Source organism: Enterobacter sp. C3_dUdeg (assembly GCF_057536195.1).
In genome coordinates, this window is the sequence record NZ_BAAKFX010000004.1 from 17,088 (window position 1) to 33,567 (window position 16,480).

General features: G+C 60.1%; 20 protein-coding genes and 1 riboswitch. Of the genes, 13 read left to right on the forward strand and 7 right to left on the reverse strand.

What is annotated here, in order from left to right:
• Window positions 1-239: 239 nt before the first annotated feature.
• The 7 genes from rutA to rutG are packed head-to-tail and all read left to right on the forward strand — an operon-like array spanning window position 240 to window position 5,674.
• Window positions 240-1,331, forward strand: coding sequence for a pyrimidine utilization protein A (gene rutA / locus AC27FC_RS12155; protein ID WP_094934939.1), 1,092 nt, complete (start codon window positions 240-242; stop codon window positions 1,329-1,331).
• Window positions 1,331-2,020: a pyrimidine utilization protein B gene (rutB, locus tag AC27FC_RS12160; RefSeq protein ID WP_033145167.1), complete on the forward strand. Its 690-nt coding sequence runs from the start codon at window positions 1,331-1,333 to the stop codon at window positions 2,018-2,020. The genes rutA and rutB overlap by 1 nt, the downstream gene beginning before the upstream one ends.
• A gap of 11 nt (window positions 2,021-2,031) precedes the next feature.
• Complete coding sequence (rutC, locus tag AC27FC_RS12165) at window positions 2,032-2,418, forward strand: pyrimidine utilization protein C (protein ID WP_010429508.1); 387 nt, start codon at window positions 2,032-2,034, stop codon at window positions 2,416-2,418.
• Between the two features lie 7 nt (window positions 2,419-2,425).
• Window positions 2,426-3,226 carry a pyrimidine utilization protein D gene (gene rutD, locus AC27FC_RS12170; protein WP_167818231.1) on the forward strand — a complete coding sequence of 267 codons (801 nt, stop codon included), beginning with the start codon at window positions 2,426-2,428 and terminating at the stop codon, window positions 3,224-3,226.
• Between the two features lie 9 nt (window positions 3,227-3,235).
• Window positions 3,236-3,826, forward strand: coding sequence for a malonic semialdehyde reductase (locus tag AC27FC_RS12175; protein ID WP_047061542.1), 591 nt, complete (start codon window positions 3,236-3,238; stop codon window positions 3,824-3,826).
• A 9-nt stretch (window positions 3,827-3,835) separates the two neighbouring features.
• Window positions 3,836-4,330 carry an NADH-dependent FMN reductase RutF gene (gene rutF / locus AC27FC_RS12180; RefSeq protein WP_094934936.1) on the forward strand — a complete coding sequence of 165 codons (495 nt, stop codon included), beginning with the start codon at window positions 3,836-3,838 and terminating at the stop codon, window positions 4,328-4,330.
• Window positions 4,331-4,351: 21 nt separating this feature from the next.
• Window positions 4,352-5,674: a pyrimidine utilization transport protein G gene (gene rutG, locus AC27FC_RS12185; RefSeq protein WP_048979074.1), complete on the forward strand. Its 1,323-nt coding sequence runs from the start codon at window positions 4,352-4,354 to the stop codon at window positions 5,672-5,674.
• Here the strand turns inward: rutG and AC27FC_RS12190 are convergent.
• Both AC27FC_RS12190 and AC27FC_RS12195 read right to left on the reverse strand, forming a co-directional pair.
• The gene (locus AC27FC_RS12190; protein WP_063439637.1) at window positions 5,662-6,585 is read right to left on the reverse strand and encodes a DMT family transporter; all 924 of its coding nucleotides are present in this window, start codon (window positions 6,583-6,585) and stop codon (window positions 5,662-5,664) included. The genes rutG and AC27FC_RS12190 overlap by 13 nt on opposite strands.
• 117 nt (window positions 6,586-6,702) lie before the next feature.
• Window positions 6,703-6,873, reverse strand: coding sequence for a con-10 family general stress protein (locus AC27FC_RS12195; protein WP_023311077.1), 171 nt, complete (start codon window positions 6,871-6,873; stop codon window positions 6,703-6,705).
• 390 nt (window positions 6,874-7,263) lie between these two features.
• On the opposite strand from AC27FC_RS12195, the gene wrbA reads away from it, so the two are divergent.
• Together wrbA and AC27FC_RS12205 are read left to right on the forward strand one after the other, a co-directional pair.
• Entirely contained in the window at window positions 7,264-7,860 is a 597-nt protein-coding gene (gene wrbA, locus AC27FC_RS12200; protein WP_094934934.1) for an NAD(P)H:quinone oxidoreductase, read from the forward strand.
• A 20-nt stretch (window positions 7,861-7,880) separates the two neighbouring features.
• Window positions 7,881-8,108 carry a YccJ family protein gene (locus tag AC27FC_RS12205; RefSeq protein ID WP_008499832.1) on the forward strand — a complete coding sequence of 76 codons (228 nt, stop codon included), beginning with the start codon at window positions 7,881-7,883 and terminating at the stop codon, window positions 8,106-8,108.
• 33 nt (window positions 8,109-8,141) lie between these two features.
• On the opposite strand, the gene agp is transcribed toward AC27FC_RS12205, so the two are convergent.
• Window positions 8,142-9,383: a bifunctional glucose-1-phosphatase/inositol phosphatase gene (gene agp, locus AC27FC_RS12210; RefSeq protein ID WP_033145159.1), complete on the reverse strand. Its 1,242-nt coding sequence runs from the start codon at window positions 9,381-9,383 to the stop codon at window positions 8,142-8,144.
• Between the two features lie 152 nt (window positions 9,384-9,535).
• Here agp and AC27FC_RS12215 point away from each other — a divergent pair, with 152 nt between their 5' ends.
• Together AC27FC_RS12215 and AC27FC_RS12220 are read left to right on the forward strand one after the other, a co-directional pair.
• A complete protein-coding gene (locus AC27FC_RS12215; RefSeq protein WP_032658095.1) occupies window positions 9,536-9,979 on the forward strand; it encodes a winged helix-turn-helix transcriptional regulator in 444 nt (147 codons plus the stop codon).
• A 125-nt stretch (window positions 9,980-10,104) separates the two neighbouring features.
• Window positions 10,105-10,899 carry an SDR family NAD(P)-dependent oxidoreductase gene (locus AC27FC_RS12220; protein ID WP_033145158.1) on the forward strand — a complete coding sequence of 265 codons (795 nt, stop codon included), beginning with the start codon at window positions 10,105-10,107 and terminating at the stop codon, window positions 10,897-10,899.
• Between the two features lies 1 nt (window position 10,900).
• Here AC27FC_RS12220 and AC27FC_RS12225 read toward each other — a convergent pair whose 3' ends face one another.
• Window positions 10,901-11,260 carry a winged helix-turn-helix transcriptional regulator gene (locus AC27FC_RS12225; RefSeq protein WP_023311072.1) on the reverse strand — a complete coding sequence of 120 codons (360 nt, stop codon included), beginning with the start codon at window positions 11,258-11,260 and terminating at the stop codon, window positions 10,901-10,903.
• A gap of 100 nt (window positions 11,261-11,360) precedes the next feature.
• On the opposite strand from AC27FC_RS12225, the gene AC27FC_RS12230 reads away from it, so the two are divergent.
• Complete coding sequence (locus AC27FC_RS12230; RefSeq protein WP_033145156.1) at window positions 11,361-12,110, forward strand: SDR family oxidoreductase; 750 nt, start codon at window positions 11,361-11,363, stop codon at window positions 12,108-12,110.
• A gap of 1 nt (window position 12,111) precedes the next feature.
• Here the strand turns inward: AC27FC_RS12230 and AC27FC_RS12235 are convergent, their stop codons facing one another.
• Window positions 12,112-12,615, reverse strand: coding sequence for a DedA family protein (locus AC27FC_RS12235; protein WP_048976701.1), 504 nt, complete (start codon window positions 12,613-12,615; stop codon window positions 12,112-12,114).
• Between the two features lie 159 nt (window positions 12,616-12,774).
• Window positions 12,775-12,944, forward strand: a riboswitch (M-box (ykoK) riboswitch).
• Between the two features lie 60 nt (window positions 12,945-13,004).
• Between AC27FC_RS12235 and AC27FC_RS12240 the strand changes: the two genes are divergently transcribed.
• Window positions 13,005-14,006, forward strand: coding sequence for a magnesium transporter (locus AC27FC_RS12240; protein ID WP_029741838.1), 1,002 nt, complete (start codon window positions 13,005-13,007; stop codon window positions 14,004-14,006).
• On the opposite strand, the gene hpxK is transcribed toward AC27FC_RS12240, so the two are convergent.
• Window positions 13,972-15,234 carry an allantoate amidohydrolase gene (gene hpxK, locus AC27FC_RS12245; RefSeq protein ID WP_196354618.1) on the reverse strand — a complete coding sequence of 421 codons (1,263 nt, stop codon included), beginning with the start codon at window positions 15,232-15,234 and terminating at the stop codon, window positions 13,972-13,974. The genes AC27FC_RS12240 and hpxK overlap by 35 nt on opposite strands.
• Complete coding sequence (locus tag AC27FC_RS12250; RefSeq protein ID WP_487160223.1) at window positions 15,231-16,472, reverse strand: pyridoxal-phosphate-dependent aminotransferase family protein; 1,242 nt, start codon at window positions 16,470-16,472, stop codon at window positions 15,231-15,233. The genes hpxK and AC27FC_RS12250 overlap by 4 nt, the downstream gene beginning before the upstream one ends.
• Window positions 16,473-16,480 lie beyond the last annotated feature (8 nt).

Consider the following 16,480-nt stretch of genomic DNA (forward strand, 5'->3'; position numbering starts at 1 on the left):
TCTCCTTATTCTGCGTTGCCCTCAGCATAGCAAAACCCCCGACTCGCCACGACATCCTGCACTCCGATCGCGCATGAATGCCTGTTTTCTGTGCAATGTTTTTGACCAGTTAGTCCACATTTAGCCGCATCAATCCACCAACCTCTGATTAACACATTAATAACACTGCCATTTTCAAAACTGGCACTGCCTTTGCAAAAACACCGTTACACCTGCGACGTAATGAAGAGAGGTTCGTGATGAAAATTGGCGTATTTGTACCCATCGGCAACAACGGCTGGCTTATCTCGACCACTGCACCGCAATACATGCCAACCTTTGAGCTGAATAAAGCCATCGTGCAGAAAGCGGAGCACTACCATTTCGACTTTGCGCTTTCGATGATCAAGCTGCGCGGCTTCGGCGGCAAAACCGAATTCTGGGATCACAACCTGGAGTCCTTTACCCTGATGGCCGGGCTGGCCGCGGTCACCTCGCGGATCCAAATCTACGCCACCGCCGCCACGCTCACCCTGCCCCCGGCGATCGTCGCGCGCATGGCCTCCACCATCGACTCCATCTCCGGCGGGCGTTTTGGCGTCAACCTGGTCACCGGCTGGCAAAAACCGGAGTACGAGCAGATGGGGCTTTGGCCGGGTGACGATTACTTCTCGCGTCGCTACGACTACCTGACCGAATACGTGCAGGTGCTGCGCGACCTGTGGGGGACCGGCAAAAGCGATTTCAAGGGCGATTTCTTCACCATGAACGACTGCCGCGTCAGCCCGCAGCCGTCGGTGCCGATGAAGGTGATTTGCGCCGGACAAAGCGACGCGGGGATGGAGTTTTCCGCGAAATACGCCGACTTCAACTTCTGCTTCGGTAAAGGCGTGAACACGCCTGCCGCCTTCGCCCCGACCGCCGCGCGCATGAAAGAGGCCGCCGACAAAACCGGGCGCGACGTGGGCTCCTACGTGCTGTTTATGGTGATCACCGACGAGACCGACGACGCCGCGCGCGCCAAATGGGAGCGCTATAAGGACGGCGCCGACGAGGAGGCCCTGAGCTGGCTCACCGAACAGAGCCAGAAGGATACCCGCTCCGGGGCGGATACCAACGTTCGCCAGATGGCTGACCCGACCTCCGCCGTCAATATCAACATGGGCACGCTGGTCGGCTCGTACGCCAGCGTCGCCAGAATGCTTGACGAAGTGGCGGCCGTTCCCGGTGCGGAAGGCGTTCTGCTGACCTTCGACGATTTCCTCACCGGCGTGGAGACCTTCGGCGAGCGCATCCAGCCGCTGATGCAGTGCCGCGCCCACATTCCTGCCGTCACGAAGGAGGTGGCGTAATGACAACCCTTAACGCACGCCCGGAAGCTATCACCTTCGCGCCCCAGCAAAGCGCGCTGATCGTGGTGGACATGCAAAACGCCTACGCCAGCCAGGGCGGTTATCTGGATCTGGCGGGGTTCGACGTCTCCGCCACCCGGCCGGTGATCGAGAACATTAAAACCGCCGTCGCCGCCGCGCGCGCCGCGGGCATGCTCATCATCTGGTTCCAGAACGGCTGGGATGACCAGTACGTCGAGGCAGGCGGCCCCGGCTCGCCCAACTTCCACAAGTCGAACGCCCTGAAAACCATGCGTAAACGGCCCGAACTGCAGGGCAAGCTGCTGGCGAAAGGCGGCTGGGACTATCAGCTGGTGGATGAGCTGGTACCGCAGGCGGGCGATATTGTCCTGCCCAAACCGCGCTACAGCGGCTTTTTCAACACGCCTCTCGACAGCCTGCTGCGCAGCCGGGGCATTCGTCATCTGGTGTTCACCGGCATCGCCACCAACGTCTGCGTGGAGTCGACCCTGCGCGACGGCTTTTTCCTCGAGTATTTTGGCGTGGTGCTGGAAGACGCGACCCACCAGGCCGGGCCGGAATTCGCCCAGAAGGCGGCCCTGTTCAACATCGAAACCTTTTTTGGCTGGGTCAGTAACGTCAATGATTTCTGCGACGCCCTGACTCCCCCGCTAGCCCGTATCGCCTGAGGAGACATCTGATGCCGAAATCCGTGATTATTCCGCCGGGCACCAGCACGCCCATTGCCCCGTTTGTGCCCGGCACCCTCGCCGACGGCGTGGTGTATGTCTCCGGCACGCTGCCGTTTGATAAAGACAACAACGTGGTGTTTATCAACGACCCAAAGGCGCAAACCCGCCACGTGCTGGAGACGATCAAAACCGTGATCGAAACGGCGGGTGGCACGATGGAGGACGTGACCTTCAACAGCATCTTTATCACCGACTGGAAAAACTACGCCGCGATTAACGAGATTTACGCCGAGTTCTTCCCCGGCGATAAACCGGCGCGGTTCTGCATTCAGTGCGGGCTGGTGAAGCCAGAGGCGCTGGTTGAGATCGCCACCGTTGCGCACATCGCGAAGTGAGGCAGGTATGAAACTTTCCGTCTCGCCGCCCCCGTTCGAGGGCGCGCCCGTGGTGGTCTTTATTTCCGGTCTCGGCGGCAGCGGCAGCTACTGGCTGCCCCAGCTGGCCGCGCTGGAGCCGGAGTATCAGGTGGTGTGCTATGACCAGCGGGGAACGGGCAATAACCCCGCCACCCTGCCGGAAGGGTACAGCCTTGCGCAGATGGCGGACGAGCTGGCCCAGGCGCTGGCTGAAGCCGGGATTGTCCGCTACAGCGTCGTGGGTCACGCGCTGGGGGCGCTGGTCGGCCTGCAGCTGGCCCTCGACAGGCCCGACGCCCTCACCGCGCTGGTGTGCGTCAACGGCTGGTTGACCCTCAACGCCCACACCCGCCGCTGCTTTCAGATCCGCGAGCGCCTGCTGCATTACGGCGGCGCACAGGCGTGGGTCGAGGCGCAGCCGCTGTTTCTCTACCCGGCGGACTGGATGGCCGCCCGCGCGCCCCGTCTGGAGGCCGAAGAAGCGCTGGCGCTGGCCCATTTCCAGGGTAAAACCAACCTGCTGCACAGGCTCAGCGCCCTGAAAAAGGCCGACTTCAGCCGCCATGCCGCGCGCATTCGCTGCCCGGTACAGATTATCTGTTCTGCCGACGACATGCTTGTGCCCTCCGTCTGCTCGTCGGAACTGCAGGCAGCGATCCCGCACAGCCGCAGCGCGGTGATGCGCCAGGGCGGACATGCCTGCAACGTCACCGAGCCGGATACCTTCAACACCCTGCTGCTGAACGGGCTTGCCAGCCTGCTGCACAGCCCGGAACCCGCTTTATAAGGAGCTTTAATGAGCGAAGCCATTACCCCCGCCGCGCTGGAAACGCTGTTCACCGGCGCCCGCACCCATAACGGCTGGCAGGATATGCCCGTCAGCGACGAAACGCTGCGCGAAATCTACAACCTGATGAAATGGGGGCCCACGTCCGCCAACTGCTCCCCGGCGCGAATTGTGTTTGTGCGAAGCGCGGAGGGAAAAGAAAAGCTGCGCCCGGCGCTCTCCAGCGGCAACCTCGAGAAAACGCTCACCGCCCCGGTCACGGCGATTGTCGCCTGGGACGGTGAATTCTACGAGCGCCTGCCCGAGCTGTTCCCGCACGGCGATGCAAAGAGCTGGTTTACCACCAGCCCCGCGCATGCGGAAGAGACCGCCTTTCGCAACAGCTCAATGCAGGCCGCCTACCTGATTTTCGCCTGTCGCGCCCTGGGGCTGGACACCGGCCCGATGTCGGGATTTGACCGCCAAAAGGTCGACGAAGCCTTTTTCACCGGCACGACGCTTAAAAGCAATCTGCTGATCAACATAGGCTATGGCGATACCCGCAAACTTTACGGGCGCCTGCCGCGCCTGGACTTCGACGATGCCTGCGGGCTGGCGTAAGGAGCGATGATGACATCACCGGATAAACAAACCTTTCGCGACGCCATGGCCTGCGTTGGCGCGGCGGTCAACATCATCACCACCGACGGCCCGGCGGGGATAGCAGGCTTCACCGCCAGCGCGGTGTGCAGCGTCACGGATTCACCGCCCACCCTGCTGGTGTGCCTGAACCGCGGTGCGTCCGTCTGGCCAACGTTTAGCGAAAACCGCACCCTTTGCGTGAATACCCTGAGCGCCGGACAGGAGCCTTTATCTAACCTGTTTGGCGGGAAAACGCCGATGGCGGAACGCTTTGCCGCCGCCCGCTGGCAGACGGGCGACACGGGCTGTCCGCGCCTGGAAGATGCGCTGGCCTCGTTTGACTGCCGCATCAGCCAGGTGGTGAGCGTCGGCACCCACGACATTCTGTTTTGCGACATTATTTCGATTATTCGCCACCCCGCGCCGCAAGGGCTGGTGTGGTTTGACCGCGGCTATCACGCGCTTATGCGACCCGCCTGTTAACCCGCCTTAAGGAGACAGACCATGTTCGGATTTCCCCACTGGCAGTTGAAATCGACCTCCACAGAAGCAGGCGTGGTCGCGCCGGATGAACGTCTCCCGCTCGGGCAGACGATGGTGATGGGCGTTCAGCACGCGGTCGCCATGTTTGGCGCCACGGTGTTGATGCCGATGCTGATGGGACTCGATCCCAACCTGTCTATTCTGATGTCGGGTATCGGCACGCTGCTGTTCTTTTTCGTCACCGGCGGGCGCGTGCCCAGCTATCTCGGATCCAGCGCCGCCTTTGTCGGCGTCGTCATCGCCACCACCGGGTTTAACGGCCAGGGGATCAACCCCAACCTGAGCGTGGCCCTCGGCGGCATCATTGCCTGCGGCCTGGTGTACACCCTGATTGGTCTGGTGGTGATGAAAATCGGCACGCGCTGGATAGAGCGAATGATGCCTCCCGTCGTGACGGGCGCCGTGGTGATGGCGATTGGCCTCAACCTCGCGCCGATTGCGGTCAGGAGCGTCTCCGCCTCGCCGTTTGAAAGCTGGATGGCGGTGATCACGGTGCTGTGCATCGGCCTGGTGGCGGTGTTCACGCGCGGCATGATCCAGCGGCTGCTGATCCTGGTTGGGCTGATTGTCGCCTGTCTGGTCTACGCCCTGCTGGCCAACGTTTTCGGTCTGGGCAAGCCGGTTGACTTTACGCTGCTCCATCAGGCCGCCTGGTTCGGCCTGCCGAAAATGACCTCGCCCACCTTTAACACCCAGGCGATGATGCTTATCGCACCGGTGGCGGTGATCCTGGTGGCAGAGAACTTAGGCCACCTGAAGGCGGTTGCGGGGATGACCGGGCGCAGCATGGATCCGTACATGGGCCGCGCGTTCGTCGGTGACGGTCTGGCGACCATGCTCTCCGGTTCCGTAGGCGGCAGCGGCGTCACCACCTATGCTGAAAACATCGGCGTGATGGCGGTAACCAAGGTCTACTCGACGCTGGTCTTCGTGGCGGCGGCGGTGATGGCGATGCTGCTCGGCTTCTCACCGAAGTTCGGCGCGCTGATCCACACCATTCCGTCCCCGGTTATCGGCGGGGCATCGATTGTGGTGTTTGGACTGATCGCCGTAGCCGGCGCGCGCATCTGGGTGCAGCATCGCGTCGATCTCAGCCAGAACGGTAACCTGATTATGGTGGCGGTCACGCTGGTGCTGGGCGCAGGCGATTTTGCCCTGACGCTGGGCGGGTTTACGATTGGCGGGATTGGCACGGCGACCTTCGGTGCGATCCTGCTTAACGCCCTGCTGAGCCGCCGGATGGCCGCCGCGCCGCAGGGCGCCGTGGTGCATCAGGATTCCTGATTTAACGCCGCGCTGTCATTTTCTGGCAGCGCGTTTTTCTTCCGTTTGAGCTTTAACTCGCTCACCAGCACCCCGGCGACAATAAATGCCGCGCCCACCAGCGCCAGAAGCGGCAAACGCTCACCTGCAATGCGTCCGAAAATCCCCGCCCAGACCGGTTCACCGGTATAAATCACCGTCGCGCGGGTTGGCGATACGCTGCGCTGCGCCCAGTTCATGGTGACCTGAATAATGGCGCTGAAAATACCCAGCCCCAGTGCGACCACCACCAGGCCGGTGGACATCGGCGGCACGGACTCCCCTGCCGGCACCATCGTCGCAAATGCCACCAGCGACGCCGTGGCGAGCTGCACCACCGTTACCCGCTTGACGTCGACCTTGCCCGCCCAGGCGCTAATCAGAATAATTTCCGCCGCAATGGCAATCGCCCCAATCAGGGTGATGATTTCGCCCGGCCCCAGCGCCAGCAGGTTGTTTTCCGGCCCGGCCAGTAAGATCAGGCCGATAAACGCCAGCACGATGCCAATACAGGACATCAGCCCCGGCAGCCGCCCCAGGCACAGCCACTGCAGCAGCGGCACCAGCGGCACATACATGGCGGTGATAAACGCGGATTTACTGCTGGAGATGGTCTGCAATCCCCACGTCTGCAGGCTGTAGCCCATCGCTATCGCCACCCCAATCGCCACGCCGGCCTTAAGTTCTTTCAGCGTCAGCCCCCGCAGCGTTTTAAGCGAAATCAGCCCCACGGCAAGCGCCGCCGTCGCAAAGCGCAGGCCAACAAAAAAGAACGGATCGCTGAGGGTCACCGCGTACTGAACGGCCAGAAACGTCCCGCCCCAGAACATGGTGATGAGAATCAGGATGGCTTCCTGCGGTTTAACGGAGAATTTGAAGCGTGAGACAGACATGCGGCACTCGCAGTTAAGATCAATTCCCTAGTGTGCGTTGCCTTTGGTTACAGTTCAATGTTGCAGAAATAAAAAAACCGCCGGGAGATCCCGGCGGCAGGGGTTCAACCCGGCGTGTTACTTACTGCTGCCGTGGCTGTTTTTCCCCCCTTTCTTGCCAGCTTCAGATGCGCGTTGCGGGTCATTCTTGAAGTTGCCCCCGCTATGCTGGCCACCTTTACGGCCTGCTTCTGATGCTCTTTCACGGTCTTCTGCGAAATTACCTGAACCACCACGATGGTTTGCCATCTCTAACCTCCAGAATGTGAAACATTAGACATCATATTGCATTCAGTAAAAGAGGATTCTTTCACCTCGCAACACAAGGACAGTGCCTTTATCTGTGCCGCGTGAAACTAAGCTTAGTGGAATGCCGCTATCCGGCAAGCCGCAGGTAATATTCTGCAACATGAACTCAGCCTTTCGGGTGAGATGACGCGGCGGCGATTCATAAACCTTTCTTATCATTTCAAAAATCTGCTGCCAAAAAGTTGTTTCATTTTGCTACAAAGCCTTTTTGTAACCATATTGTTATAAATCAAAGAAATGCCGTTCATTTTTGCAGTCTGGCTGTGATGGCATATCTTTAAAAGAACGCAGCGATCCGCTGTCAGAAAAACCAACGAGGAGTGATGCAAAATGGCAAAAGTTCTGGTGCTCTATTATTCCATGTATGGACACATTGAAACCATGGCTCACGCGGTAGCAGAAGGTGCGAACAGGGTTGATGGCGTTGAGGTTGTGGTGAAACGCGTACCGGAAACCATGCATGCGGAAGCCTTCCTGAAAGCCGGGGGGAAAACGCAAAACGCCCCGGTCGCCACCCCGCAGGAGCTGGCGGACTATGATGCCATCATCTTCGGCACCCCGACCCGCTTCGGCAATATGTCGGGCCAGATGCGCACCTTCCTCGATCAAACCGGCGGACTTTGGGCATCCGGGGCGCTTTACGGCAAACTCGCCAGCGTATTCAGCTCTACCGGCACCGGCGGCGGTCAGGAGCAGACGATTACCTCAACCTGGACTACCCTTGCTCATCACGGGATGGTGATTGTGCCGATTGGCTACGGCGCCCAGGAGCTGTTTGACATTTCCCAGGTGCGTGGCGGTACGCCTTACGGCGCAACCACCATTGCCGGTGGGGATGGCTCACGTCAGCCAAGCAATGAAGAACTGTCTATCGCCCGCTATCAGGGTGAATACGTCGCGGGTCTGGCCAAAAAACTGAACGGCTAACACCCAACAGGAGGACAAGCATGCCAACTCAAGAATCCAAAGCTCACCACGTGGGCGAATGGGCAAGTTTACGCAACACCTCTCCGGAGATTGCCGAAGCTATCTTTGAAGTCGCAAAGTACGATGAAAAGCTGGCCGAGCAGATTTGGGAGGAAGGTAACGATGAGGTGCTGGTGCGCGCCTTCGAAAAAACGGATAAAGACTCGCTCTTCTGGGGCGAGCAAACCATCGAACGTAAAAACGTCTAAGCGTTTCCCCCCGCCGCAGCGGGGGGTTCTCTTTTACTTCGCCGCGTTATTCATCACCGCATTGAATTTATCGACAGGACAGAAGCCGTTCGCATCCACCGGGCAGCCTTTCAGCTCCAGCGTCACGCGCTGCGCGGGCGACTGCAGCGACAGGACGCTGGCGTTACGCAGCTGCTCTGAGCTCTGGTAGACATACTCAATTTTCATCAGCTCCTGGTTGGCATTTTTGTCATGCCAGCGCTGGAAGACAATCTTGCCGCCAATCGGGGTGCGCTCCTGCTGGTCGTGCAGCTGATACGGTTTGAAATCCAGGGCCGTCAGCAGGGAAGCAATGTTCGAGTCGTGCCCCACCAGCAGGGTGATTTTCGGCGCTTTTGCCTGCTCGGTGACCAGCGTTTTATCAATGTACTTCACCAGCGGCTTCGCCACGTTTTGCGCCACTTCGGTGGAGGTAAACAGCGAGTCCTGATAGCCGTTCTTCAGCTTCGACAACACGCGCCACTGCTGGTCGGTTTTGATTTCGCCCCAGGCTACCTGGTCGGCCGGGAAGCCTTCGTAATACTGCAGCGTGAACGCGTCCACCAGCGAGTTACCCACCTTCAGCGGCCCGGATACGCCAGGCTCTTTTTCATAGTCGGCGCTAAAGGTATCTTTCGCGTCCGCCAGCGAGCAGACCTTTTTCTCTTTGCAGGACGGAGAATCGGCGTAGTTCGTCATCTGCTCAAGCAGCTTATAGCTTTCGCCCAGCTGCATTTTCTGCCGCTCGGACTCCATCGCCTTGAGCGCTTTTTCGCGAAATTCCGGCGAGTTATCGGTAATCACCGGATTAAAGGTCGGATCCATGGTGCCCATTTTTTCCTGATGGTGCACGGGAACGTCGCAGCCCGGGAACGCACCGGTGATGAAGAACTGCGCGGTGGCGACGGTACGCTGCAGGCTGTTGGCGTAAGCATAAACGCTATCCGCCGCTGGGCATTCTCCCGTCTTCACCATCCCCTGCTGCGCCAGCCACTCGCGCATGTAATGGCCCATATAGACTTCCAGCACGCCGCCCTTGGTGGTGAGCTGACCGCCCGGCACCTCCCACTCCGGCCACTGCTTCGGCGTGGACTGCTCCAGCACGCTACCGTTATTGGCGAGCGGCGCGCGCAGGTTATGGCGACTCATGATTAAAACTTGCTCCAGCTGATACCCTTCCGGCGTCTCTTGCGCCTGCACGCCAAACGTTGCTGAAATGGAACCGGCGACTGCCAGCGCGAGTAGTGCTTTTTTCATCCCTAATTCCTCACTCGTTTTAAAATGTCGCGTTCAGTGTGACAGATTGGTGACAATTTTCCGGGAAGCATTTCTCAAACTGATGATTAACGTGCTTACGGTGTGTGCCAATAAGTTTTATAATAAAACCACACCCCACCGGAGAATTGACCGTGAAACGTACCCGCCTCGAAGAGAGCACCTGCCCCGTCGCCCGTTCGCTGGATATCATCGGCGACTGGTGGTCGCTGCTGATTGTTCGCGACGCGCTGCGCGGGATTAAACGCTTCGGCGAGTTCCAGAAAAGCCTCGGCATCGCGAAAAACATGCTGACCACGCGGCTAAAACTGCTGGTCGACGAAGGCATCCTCCGGCTTCAGCCCGCGTCCGACGGCAGCGCCTGGCAGGAGTATGTCCTGACCGATAAAGGGCGTGCCCTGCAAACGGTGCTGGTTGCCCTCTCCCAGTGGGGCAATGAATTTTTGTTTGCGGATAACGAATGCGGCACCGTGCTGGTCGATACCGAACAGCGCAAACCCCTGCGCAAACTGGCGCTTATCGCCGACGATGGCCGCGAACTGACGCCTGAAGAGATCGTGGCAAAACTCCCCTCCTGATCGTTCCCGACGGCAAAAGCACAAAATGCTCGCAAATATAGTTGCATTATAAAACCAAATGACAGAGAGTTTATTCAGTTTCATCTTGAAACCAAATAACCCACTTTGCCCTGAGGTAACACACGATGACTACGCAAATCACCACCGCCCTGATTACGGGCGCCTCTTCCGGAATTGGTGCTGTTTATGCCGATCGCCTTGCCGCGCGCGGCGCTAACCTGGTGCTGGTCGCCCGTCGCGAAGATCGCCTGAACACCCTTGCCGCCGACCTTCGCGCGCGCTACGGCGTGGCCGTCGATATTCTGGTGGCCGATCTTACCGATGAAGCCGGGATCCGCGCCGTGGAAGAGGCGCTGCGCAGCAATACCGCCATTGATACGCTCATTAACAACGCGGGCACCGCGCAGATGGCGCCGTTCCTCGCGGGCGATGTGGCGCAGCATCAGGCCATTAATACCCTGAACACCACGGCGCTGATGCGTCTGACCTACGCCATCCTGCCCCGCCTGGCGCAGAACAATCGCGGCACGCTGATCAACATCGCATCCGTGCTGGCCCTGCACGTCCGGGCGGGCAGCGCGCTCTACAGCGCCACCAAGGCGTGGGTGTTGAGCTTTACCCGTGGGTTACAGGAAGAATTTGCCGACAGCAGCGTGCGCATTCAGGCCGTGCTGCCCGCCGCCACGGCGACAGAAATCTGGAGCCATTCGGGCGTCACGGTGAACGATCTGCCGGAAGGATCGGTGATGACCACCGACGATATGGTAGATGCATCGCTGGCGGGTCTGGATCAGGGTGAACCGATCACCATCCCGCCGATGCATGACGCCGGCCTGTGGGATCGCTACGAAGCGGCGCGTCTTGAGCTGTTTAACAGCGCGCGCACCGGCATTCCGGCACCGCGCTACGCAAAACAGTAGCCTAACGCTCAAGCTGGTCGCCGTACTCGCTCATCCAGGCGGCCAGCGGGGAGAGTGCGTCCTGCAGGGTTAACCCCAGCGCGGTGATCTGATACTCCACGCGCGGCGGGATCTCCGGGTAGACCGTCCGCGTCACCAGCCCGCGCTGCTCAAACAGGCGCAGCTGCTTGGTCAGCTCTTTCTGCGTGATGGGGGCAGCGGCCCGCAGCAGATCGCCAAAGCGTACGGGCGTGTTGAACACAATCAGACGGTACAGAATGGGGATCGCCCATTTACCGGAAATCAGGTTCACAAACTGCGTCATCGGGCAGGTATACGCCTCAGATTTTTTTTCACAGCACACCTCCAGCATTTCTGCCATAGCACACCTCTTGCCTCTTTAGTATCCATTTGGTACCTGGTTTCCTTTCGATACTAACGTTTCTATAGTGCTTTCTCCAGAGACATTTCAGGAGAAGAACATGGGTCGTTTAACAGATAAATATACGCTGATTACCGGCGGCACCAGCGGCATCGGTCTTGCCACCGCGCAGGCGTTTATCGCCGAAGGCGCGCGCGTCGCCGTGACCGGACGCAACCCGGACACCCTCGCCGAAGCAGAACGTATTCTTGGCGATAAGGCCTGGGTGATCCCGACCGATGCGGGAGATATCGCCTCGCAAAAAGCACTGGCGGAAACCCTCGCCGCCCGCTGGCCACGCCTGGACGCGGTGTTTCTCAACGCCGGTGACGTGACGCACGCGCCGCTGGAAGCCTGGCAGGAGGAGGCGTGGGACCGCCTGATGGGCATCAACCTGAAGGGGCCGTTCTTTTTAATTCAGGCGCTGCTGCCGCTGCTGAATAACCCGTCGTCGGTGATCCTCTGCGGCTCGGTGAGCGCGCGTATCGGCCTGCCGACCAGCAGCGTGTATGCCGCGAGCAAGGCCGCCCTGCTGTCGCTGGCGCGCACGCTGTCGGCGGAGCTGCTGCCGCGCGGGATCCGCGTCAACGGCCTGAGCCCCGGTCCGGTGGAGACCCCGGCGTTTACCAAAACGGGCTTAAGCGACGAGGCGCTTAACGCGATGATGGCGGAGATCATCAAGCTGGTGCCGCTCGGCAGAATGGGCTCGACGACGGAGCTGGCAAAAGCCGCGCTCTATCTGGCCTCCGACGAGTCGAGCTACACGGTGGGAACCGAGCTGCTGGTTGACGGCGGAATGGGGAGTTTGTAATTCAAAAGGCGCTGATGCCGGTGACGATGCCGACATACAGCGCCGCCCATGCGCAGGCGGAAAGCAGGCTGACGGCGTAGACCTTGACTGCATTCAGCCTGAGCATTCCCGCCGCCAGCGGCACGATGTAGCGCAACACCGCCAGAAAACGCGACGTAAACAGCACGATGACGCCGTTCTTTTGCAGCTGATGCTGTACCCGCAAGAACTTATCGGCATGCTTTGAGGTAAAACGCGTGACCAGCCGGGTGTGCCCCATCAGCTGGCCGATATGGTAGTTCAGCACCGAACCCGCCGTGGCCCCCAACACCACCGCCAGCCACGCCAGCGCGGGAGGCATGCTCGTCTGGCTAACGGTAATGCCCGCCAGCAGCATCACCGAGGCGGGCGGCAGCACGGAGGAGACTAGCACCGTCGATTTACTCAGCGCCATCACAAATAACAGCGCGAAAAGATGTGCCGGATACAGCGCAAAATGATTCAGCAGATTATCAAACCACGCCATTATCCTCTCCTCCGCTGACTATTTAATCCTCCATTAGAAATGAATTAACTTAAATAAACCCTCAACATTTTATTAATAAAAATCATCTAAACCGTTCTTAAACATTATTTAATTTCCTGAGCGGTAAATTTAAATAAGCGTATTATTCCTCACGTTTTACAACGATCTCGTTATGGCGAGGCTCCTGTACAAATACACGTTATCGCTCTGGTAGGTTCGAGAGAACCGGCACAGGGTAAAACAGGCACTGTCGAATCAAGGCTTTGTCAGTATAACTTCCCTCGTGGGATACGGTGTACAGTGCTGAACCCAGGACGTGGGGATCTCCTCTTCGACATGCCCTGTCTTGCTCGCCCCTGAGAGATGTTATTATTCAAAGGGAATTCACTATGTCTTACGCTATTCACAACCAGAACCTGGCATTCAATGACAGCGCGATCGCGCAATATATGAATACCGATTTTATTGTCCTCGATATTTCATTATGCGTGGCGCTGGCGCGCGAGCAATTCTTCGAAAAATTAAAAGACGACGATATTCCGTCTCATATTTTTATTGAAGACAATGGCCGCCTGGCGGGCATGATTGCCGTACGTAAATTGCTGCAGACCGCCGACACGGTACAGCCGGTGAAATCGCTGATGATTTCGCAGTTTTTGCAGGTCAAACCGGAGGATGAACGTGCCGATGTCGCCGGACTGCTGGCGCACGGCGGCGCGGATGTGGTGCCCGTGGTCACCCACGGCAAGCTCGTCGGCTGCCTGACCGAGCGCGAAATCGCCCATCTGCTGGAAGATGACGTCACCGAAGACGCCCAGCTTCAGGGGGCGACGCTGCCGCTGGAGAAGCCCTATCTGGACACCAGCCCGTATAGCCTGTGGAAGAAACGCTCCGTCTGGCTGCTGCTGCTGTTTGTCGCGGAGGCCTACACCAGCTCGGTGATCCAGCATTTTGAAGAGGCGCTGGAGTCCGCCATCGCGCTGGCGTTCTTTATACCGCTGCTGATCGGCACGGGCGGGAACAGCGGGACGCAGATCACCTCCACGCTGGTGCGCGCCATGGCGCTGGGGGAAGTCCGCCTGCGCGACGTTGGCCGCGTGCTGCGTAAAGAGATGACCACCTCGCTGATGATTGCCGCCACGCTCGGTATCGCCGGGTGCATTCGCGCCTGGATGATGGGGATTGGGCTGGAAATTACGCTTATCGTCAGCCTGACGCTGGTGTGCATTACGCTGTGGAGTGCGATTGTGTCGTCCGTGATCCCGATGGTGCTCAAGCGCTGCGGCATTGACCCGGCGGTCGTCTCCGCGCCGTTTATCGCGACGCTTATCGACGGCACCGGGCTGATTATCTACTTCAAGATCGCGCAATATACGCTGGGGCTGGAGTAACGCGGTTCGCCAGCTGGATCACCGCTCGCGAAAACGCCTCAATCGCCAGGGCGACATCTTCAGCCATCACCGATTCCGCCGGATGGTGGCTGACGCCCCCTTTGCAGCGCACAAACAGCATGCCGACCGGCCAGCGTTCCGCGATGGCAATCGCGTCGTGTCCCGCACCGCTGGGCAGCGATAGCGAGCGACCCTGTACCGATGTAACGGCCTCCCCCAGCACGTTTTGCAGGTGGATATCGCACGGCGTGGCGGCAATGCGGTAAAACTCCTCGGCGCTGAAGTCCAGACCGCGGCGCGATGCGATCGCCTGCGCATGTTCCAGCAGGTCGTTAAGCAACCGATCCAGCGGCGCATCCTGCGGCCCGCGAATATCCAGCGAGAGCTGAACCTCGCCGGGGATCACGTTCACCGCCCCCGGCAGGCAGCGCAGCTCGCCAACCGTCGCCACCAGGTTCCCGCCCTGCTGTCGGGTAGCGTTTTCAATGATAACCATCCACTCGGCGGCGGCGGCCAGCGCGTCCCTGCGGTGGAGCATCGGCACGGTTCCCGCGTGCCCGGCATCGCCGGTGAAGCGGCAGTTCAGACGGCGCGCGCCGTTAATGGCTTCCACCACGCCAAGGGCGAGCGCCTCCTGCTCAAGGCACGGCCCCTGCTCAATATGCAGTTCCAGATAGGCGCTGAAATCCTCCTGACGGCGCGCGGCATGCAGCACGCGGGCAGGATCGAGCCCCATCAGGGTCATCGCCTGCGCCACGCTGATTCCACTGGCGTCGGCTTTTTCCAGCCAGCCCTGCGGCCAGGTGCCCGTCAGCCCCCGGCTACCTAACAGCGTAATGCCAAAGCGGGTTCCCTCTTCGTCGCAAAAGCCGACAATCTCGATGGCCTGGGCCAGATGCACCCCCTGCTGGTGCAGGCTGTCCACCACCTCAATGGCGGCAAGCACGCCGAGCATGCCGTCGTAGCGCCCGGCATTGCGCACGGTATCGAGATGCGAGCCGAGCAGCACCGCCTGCGCCCCTTCCTGCGCGCCCTCATAGCGTCCACAGATGTTGCCCACGCTGTCCTGCCAGACGGTCATTCCCGCCTGGCTCATCCACTGCCCCACCAGCTGGTTGGCCTGCAGATGCTGGGTGGAGAGATAAACCCTCGTCAGCGCATCCGGGGTTTCGCTGATGGCGGCCAGCGCGTCGGCGCGGGCCATCACCCGTTCTGCCGCCGGGCTCATTGCGGCGTCTCGCGGCGATAGTGGTCCCACGCGGCCTGCATGGCGGCACCCTGCGTGGTGTTGAATTTCAGGTAGTTCAGCACCGACTCCAGCGCGCTCAGGGTGGTCATCACGCAGTCCTTGCGCGCGTTGTAGCCCATGGTGCCAATGCGCCACACTTTGCCGTGCAGCGGGCCAAACGAGGTGCCGATTTCAATCCCGAAATCCTCCAGCATCAGCTTACGCACCTGGTCGCCGTTGACGCCCTGCGGGATAACCACGCCCAGCACGTTGTTCATCTTGTGCTTCAGGTCGCCGAAGGTCTCCAGCCCCATCGCCTGAATGCCCTTCATCAGCGCATCGCCGTGCAGCTTATGGCGCGCGATGCCGTTATCCAGCCCTTCCTGCAGGATCAGACGCGCGCACTCGCGGGCGCCAAACAGCGCGGTGGTGGCTTCGGTATGGTGGTTAAGGCGCTCCGGCCCCCAGTAGTCCATCACCATGCCGAGATCGAAATAGTTGGAGTAGATCATCTCCTCGTCGCCGTCGCGGTGGGCGTCGGTGCGGATGCCCTCCTCAACGCATTTGCGGCGGCGGATCGCCTCCTCCATGCGCGCGCTCAGGGTGATCGGCGAGGTGCCCGACGGGCCGCCGAGGCACTTCTGCATCCCGGCCGATACCGCATCCAGTCCCCAGGCGTCGGTTTCCAGCGCGTTGCCGCCGAGCGACGCGGTGGCGTCGGTATAAAACAGCACGTCGTAGCGGCGGCAGATGGCGCCAAGCTCGGCGAGGGGCTGCAGCATGGTGGTGGAGGTATCGCCCTGCACGGTCAGCAGCAGGCGCGGACGAATACGCTTAATCGCATCCTCCACCTGGTCCGGGGTAAACACCTCGCCCCACGGCACCTCGATGGTATGCACCTCCGCGCGGCAGCGGCGGGCAATTTCGCACAGCAGATGACCAAAGCGGCCAAAGACCGGCACCAGCACCTTATCTCCCGGGCGGATGGCGGAGACCAGAATGGCTTCAATTCCCGCGCGGGAGGTGCCGTCCACCAGCATCGTCCAGCGGTTCTCGGTGCGGAACACCCCGCGATAGAGCGCCATCACCTCGTTCATGTAGTGGGTCATGGCCGGATCGTACTGGCCGATCAGCTGGCTCGACATGGCGCGCAGCACGCGCGGGTCGGCGTTGATCGGGCCCGGCCCCATCAGCAGGCGCTGGGGCGGATTGATTTGCGGAAATTGTGCGATATCCATTGTTAAGT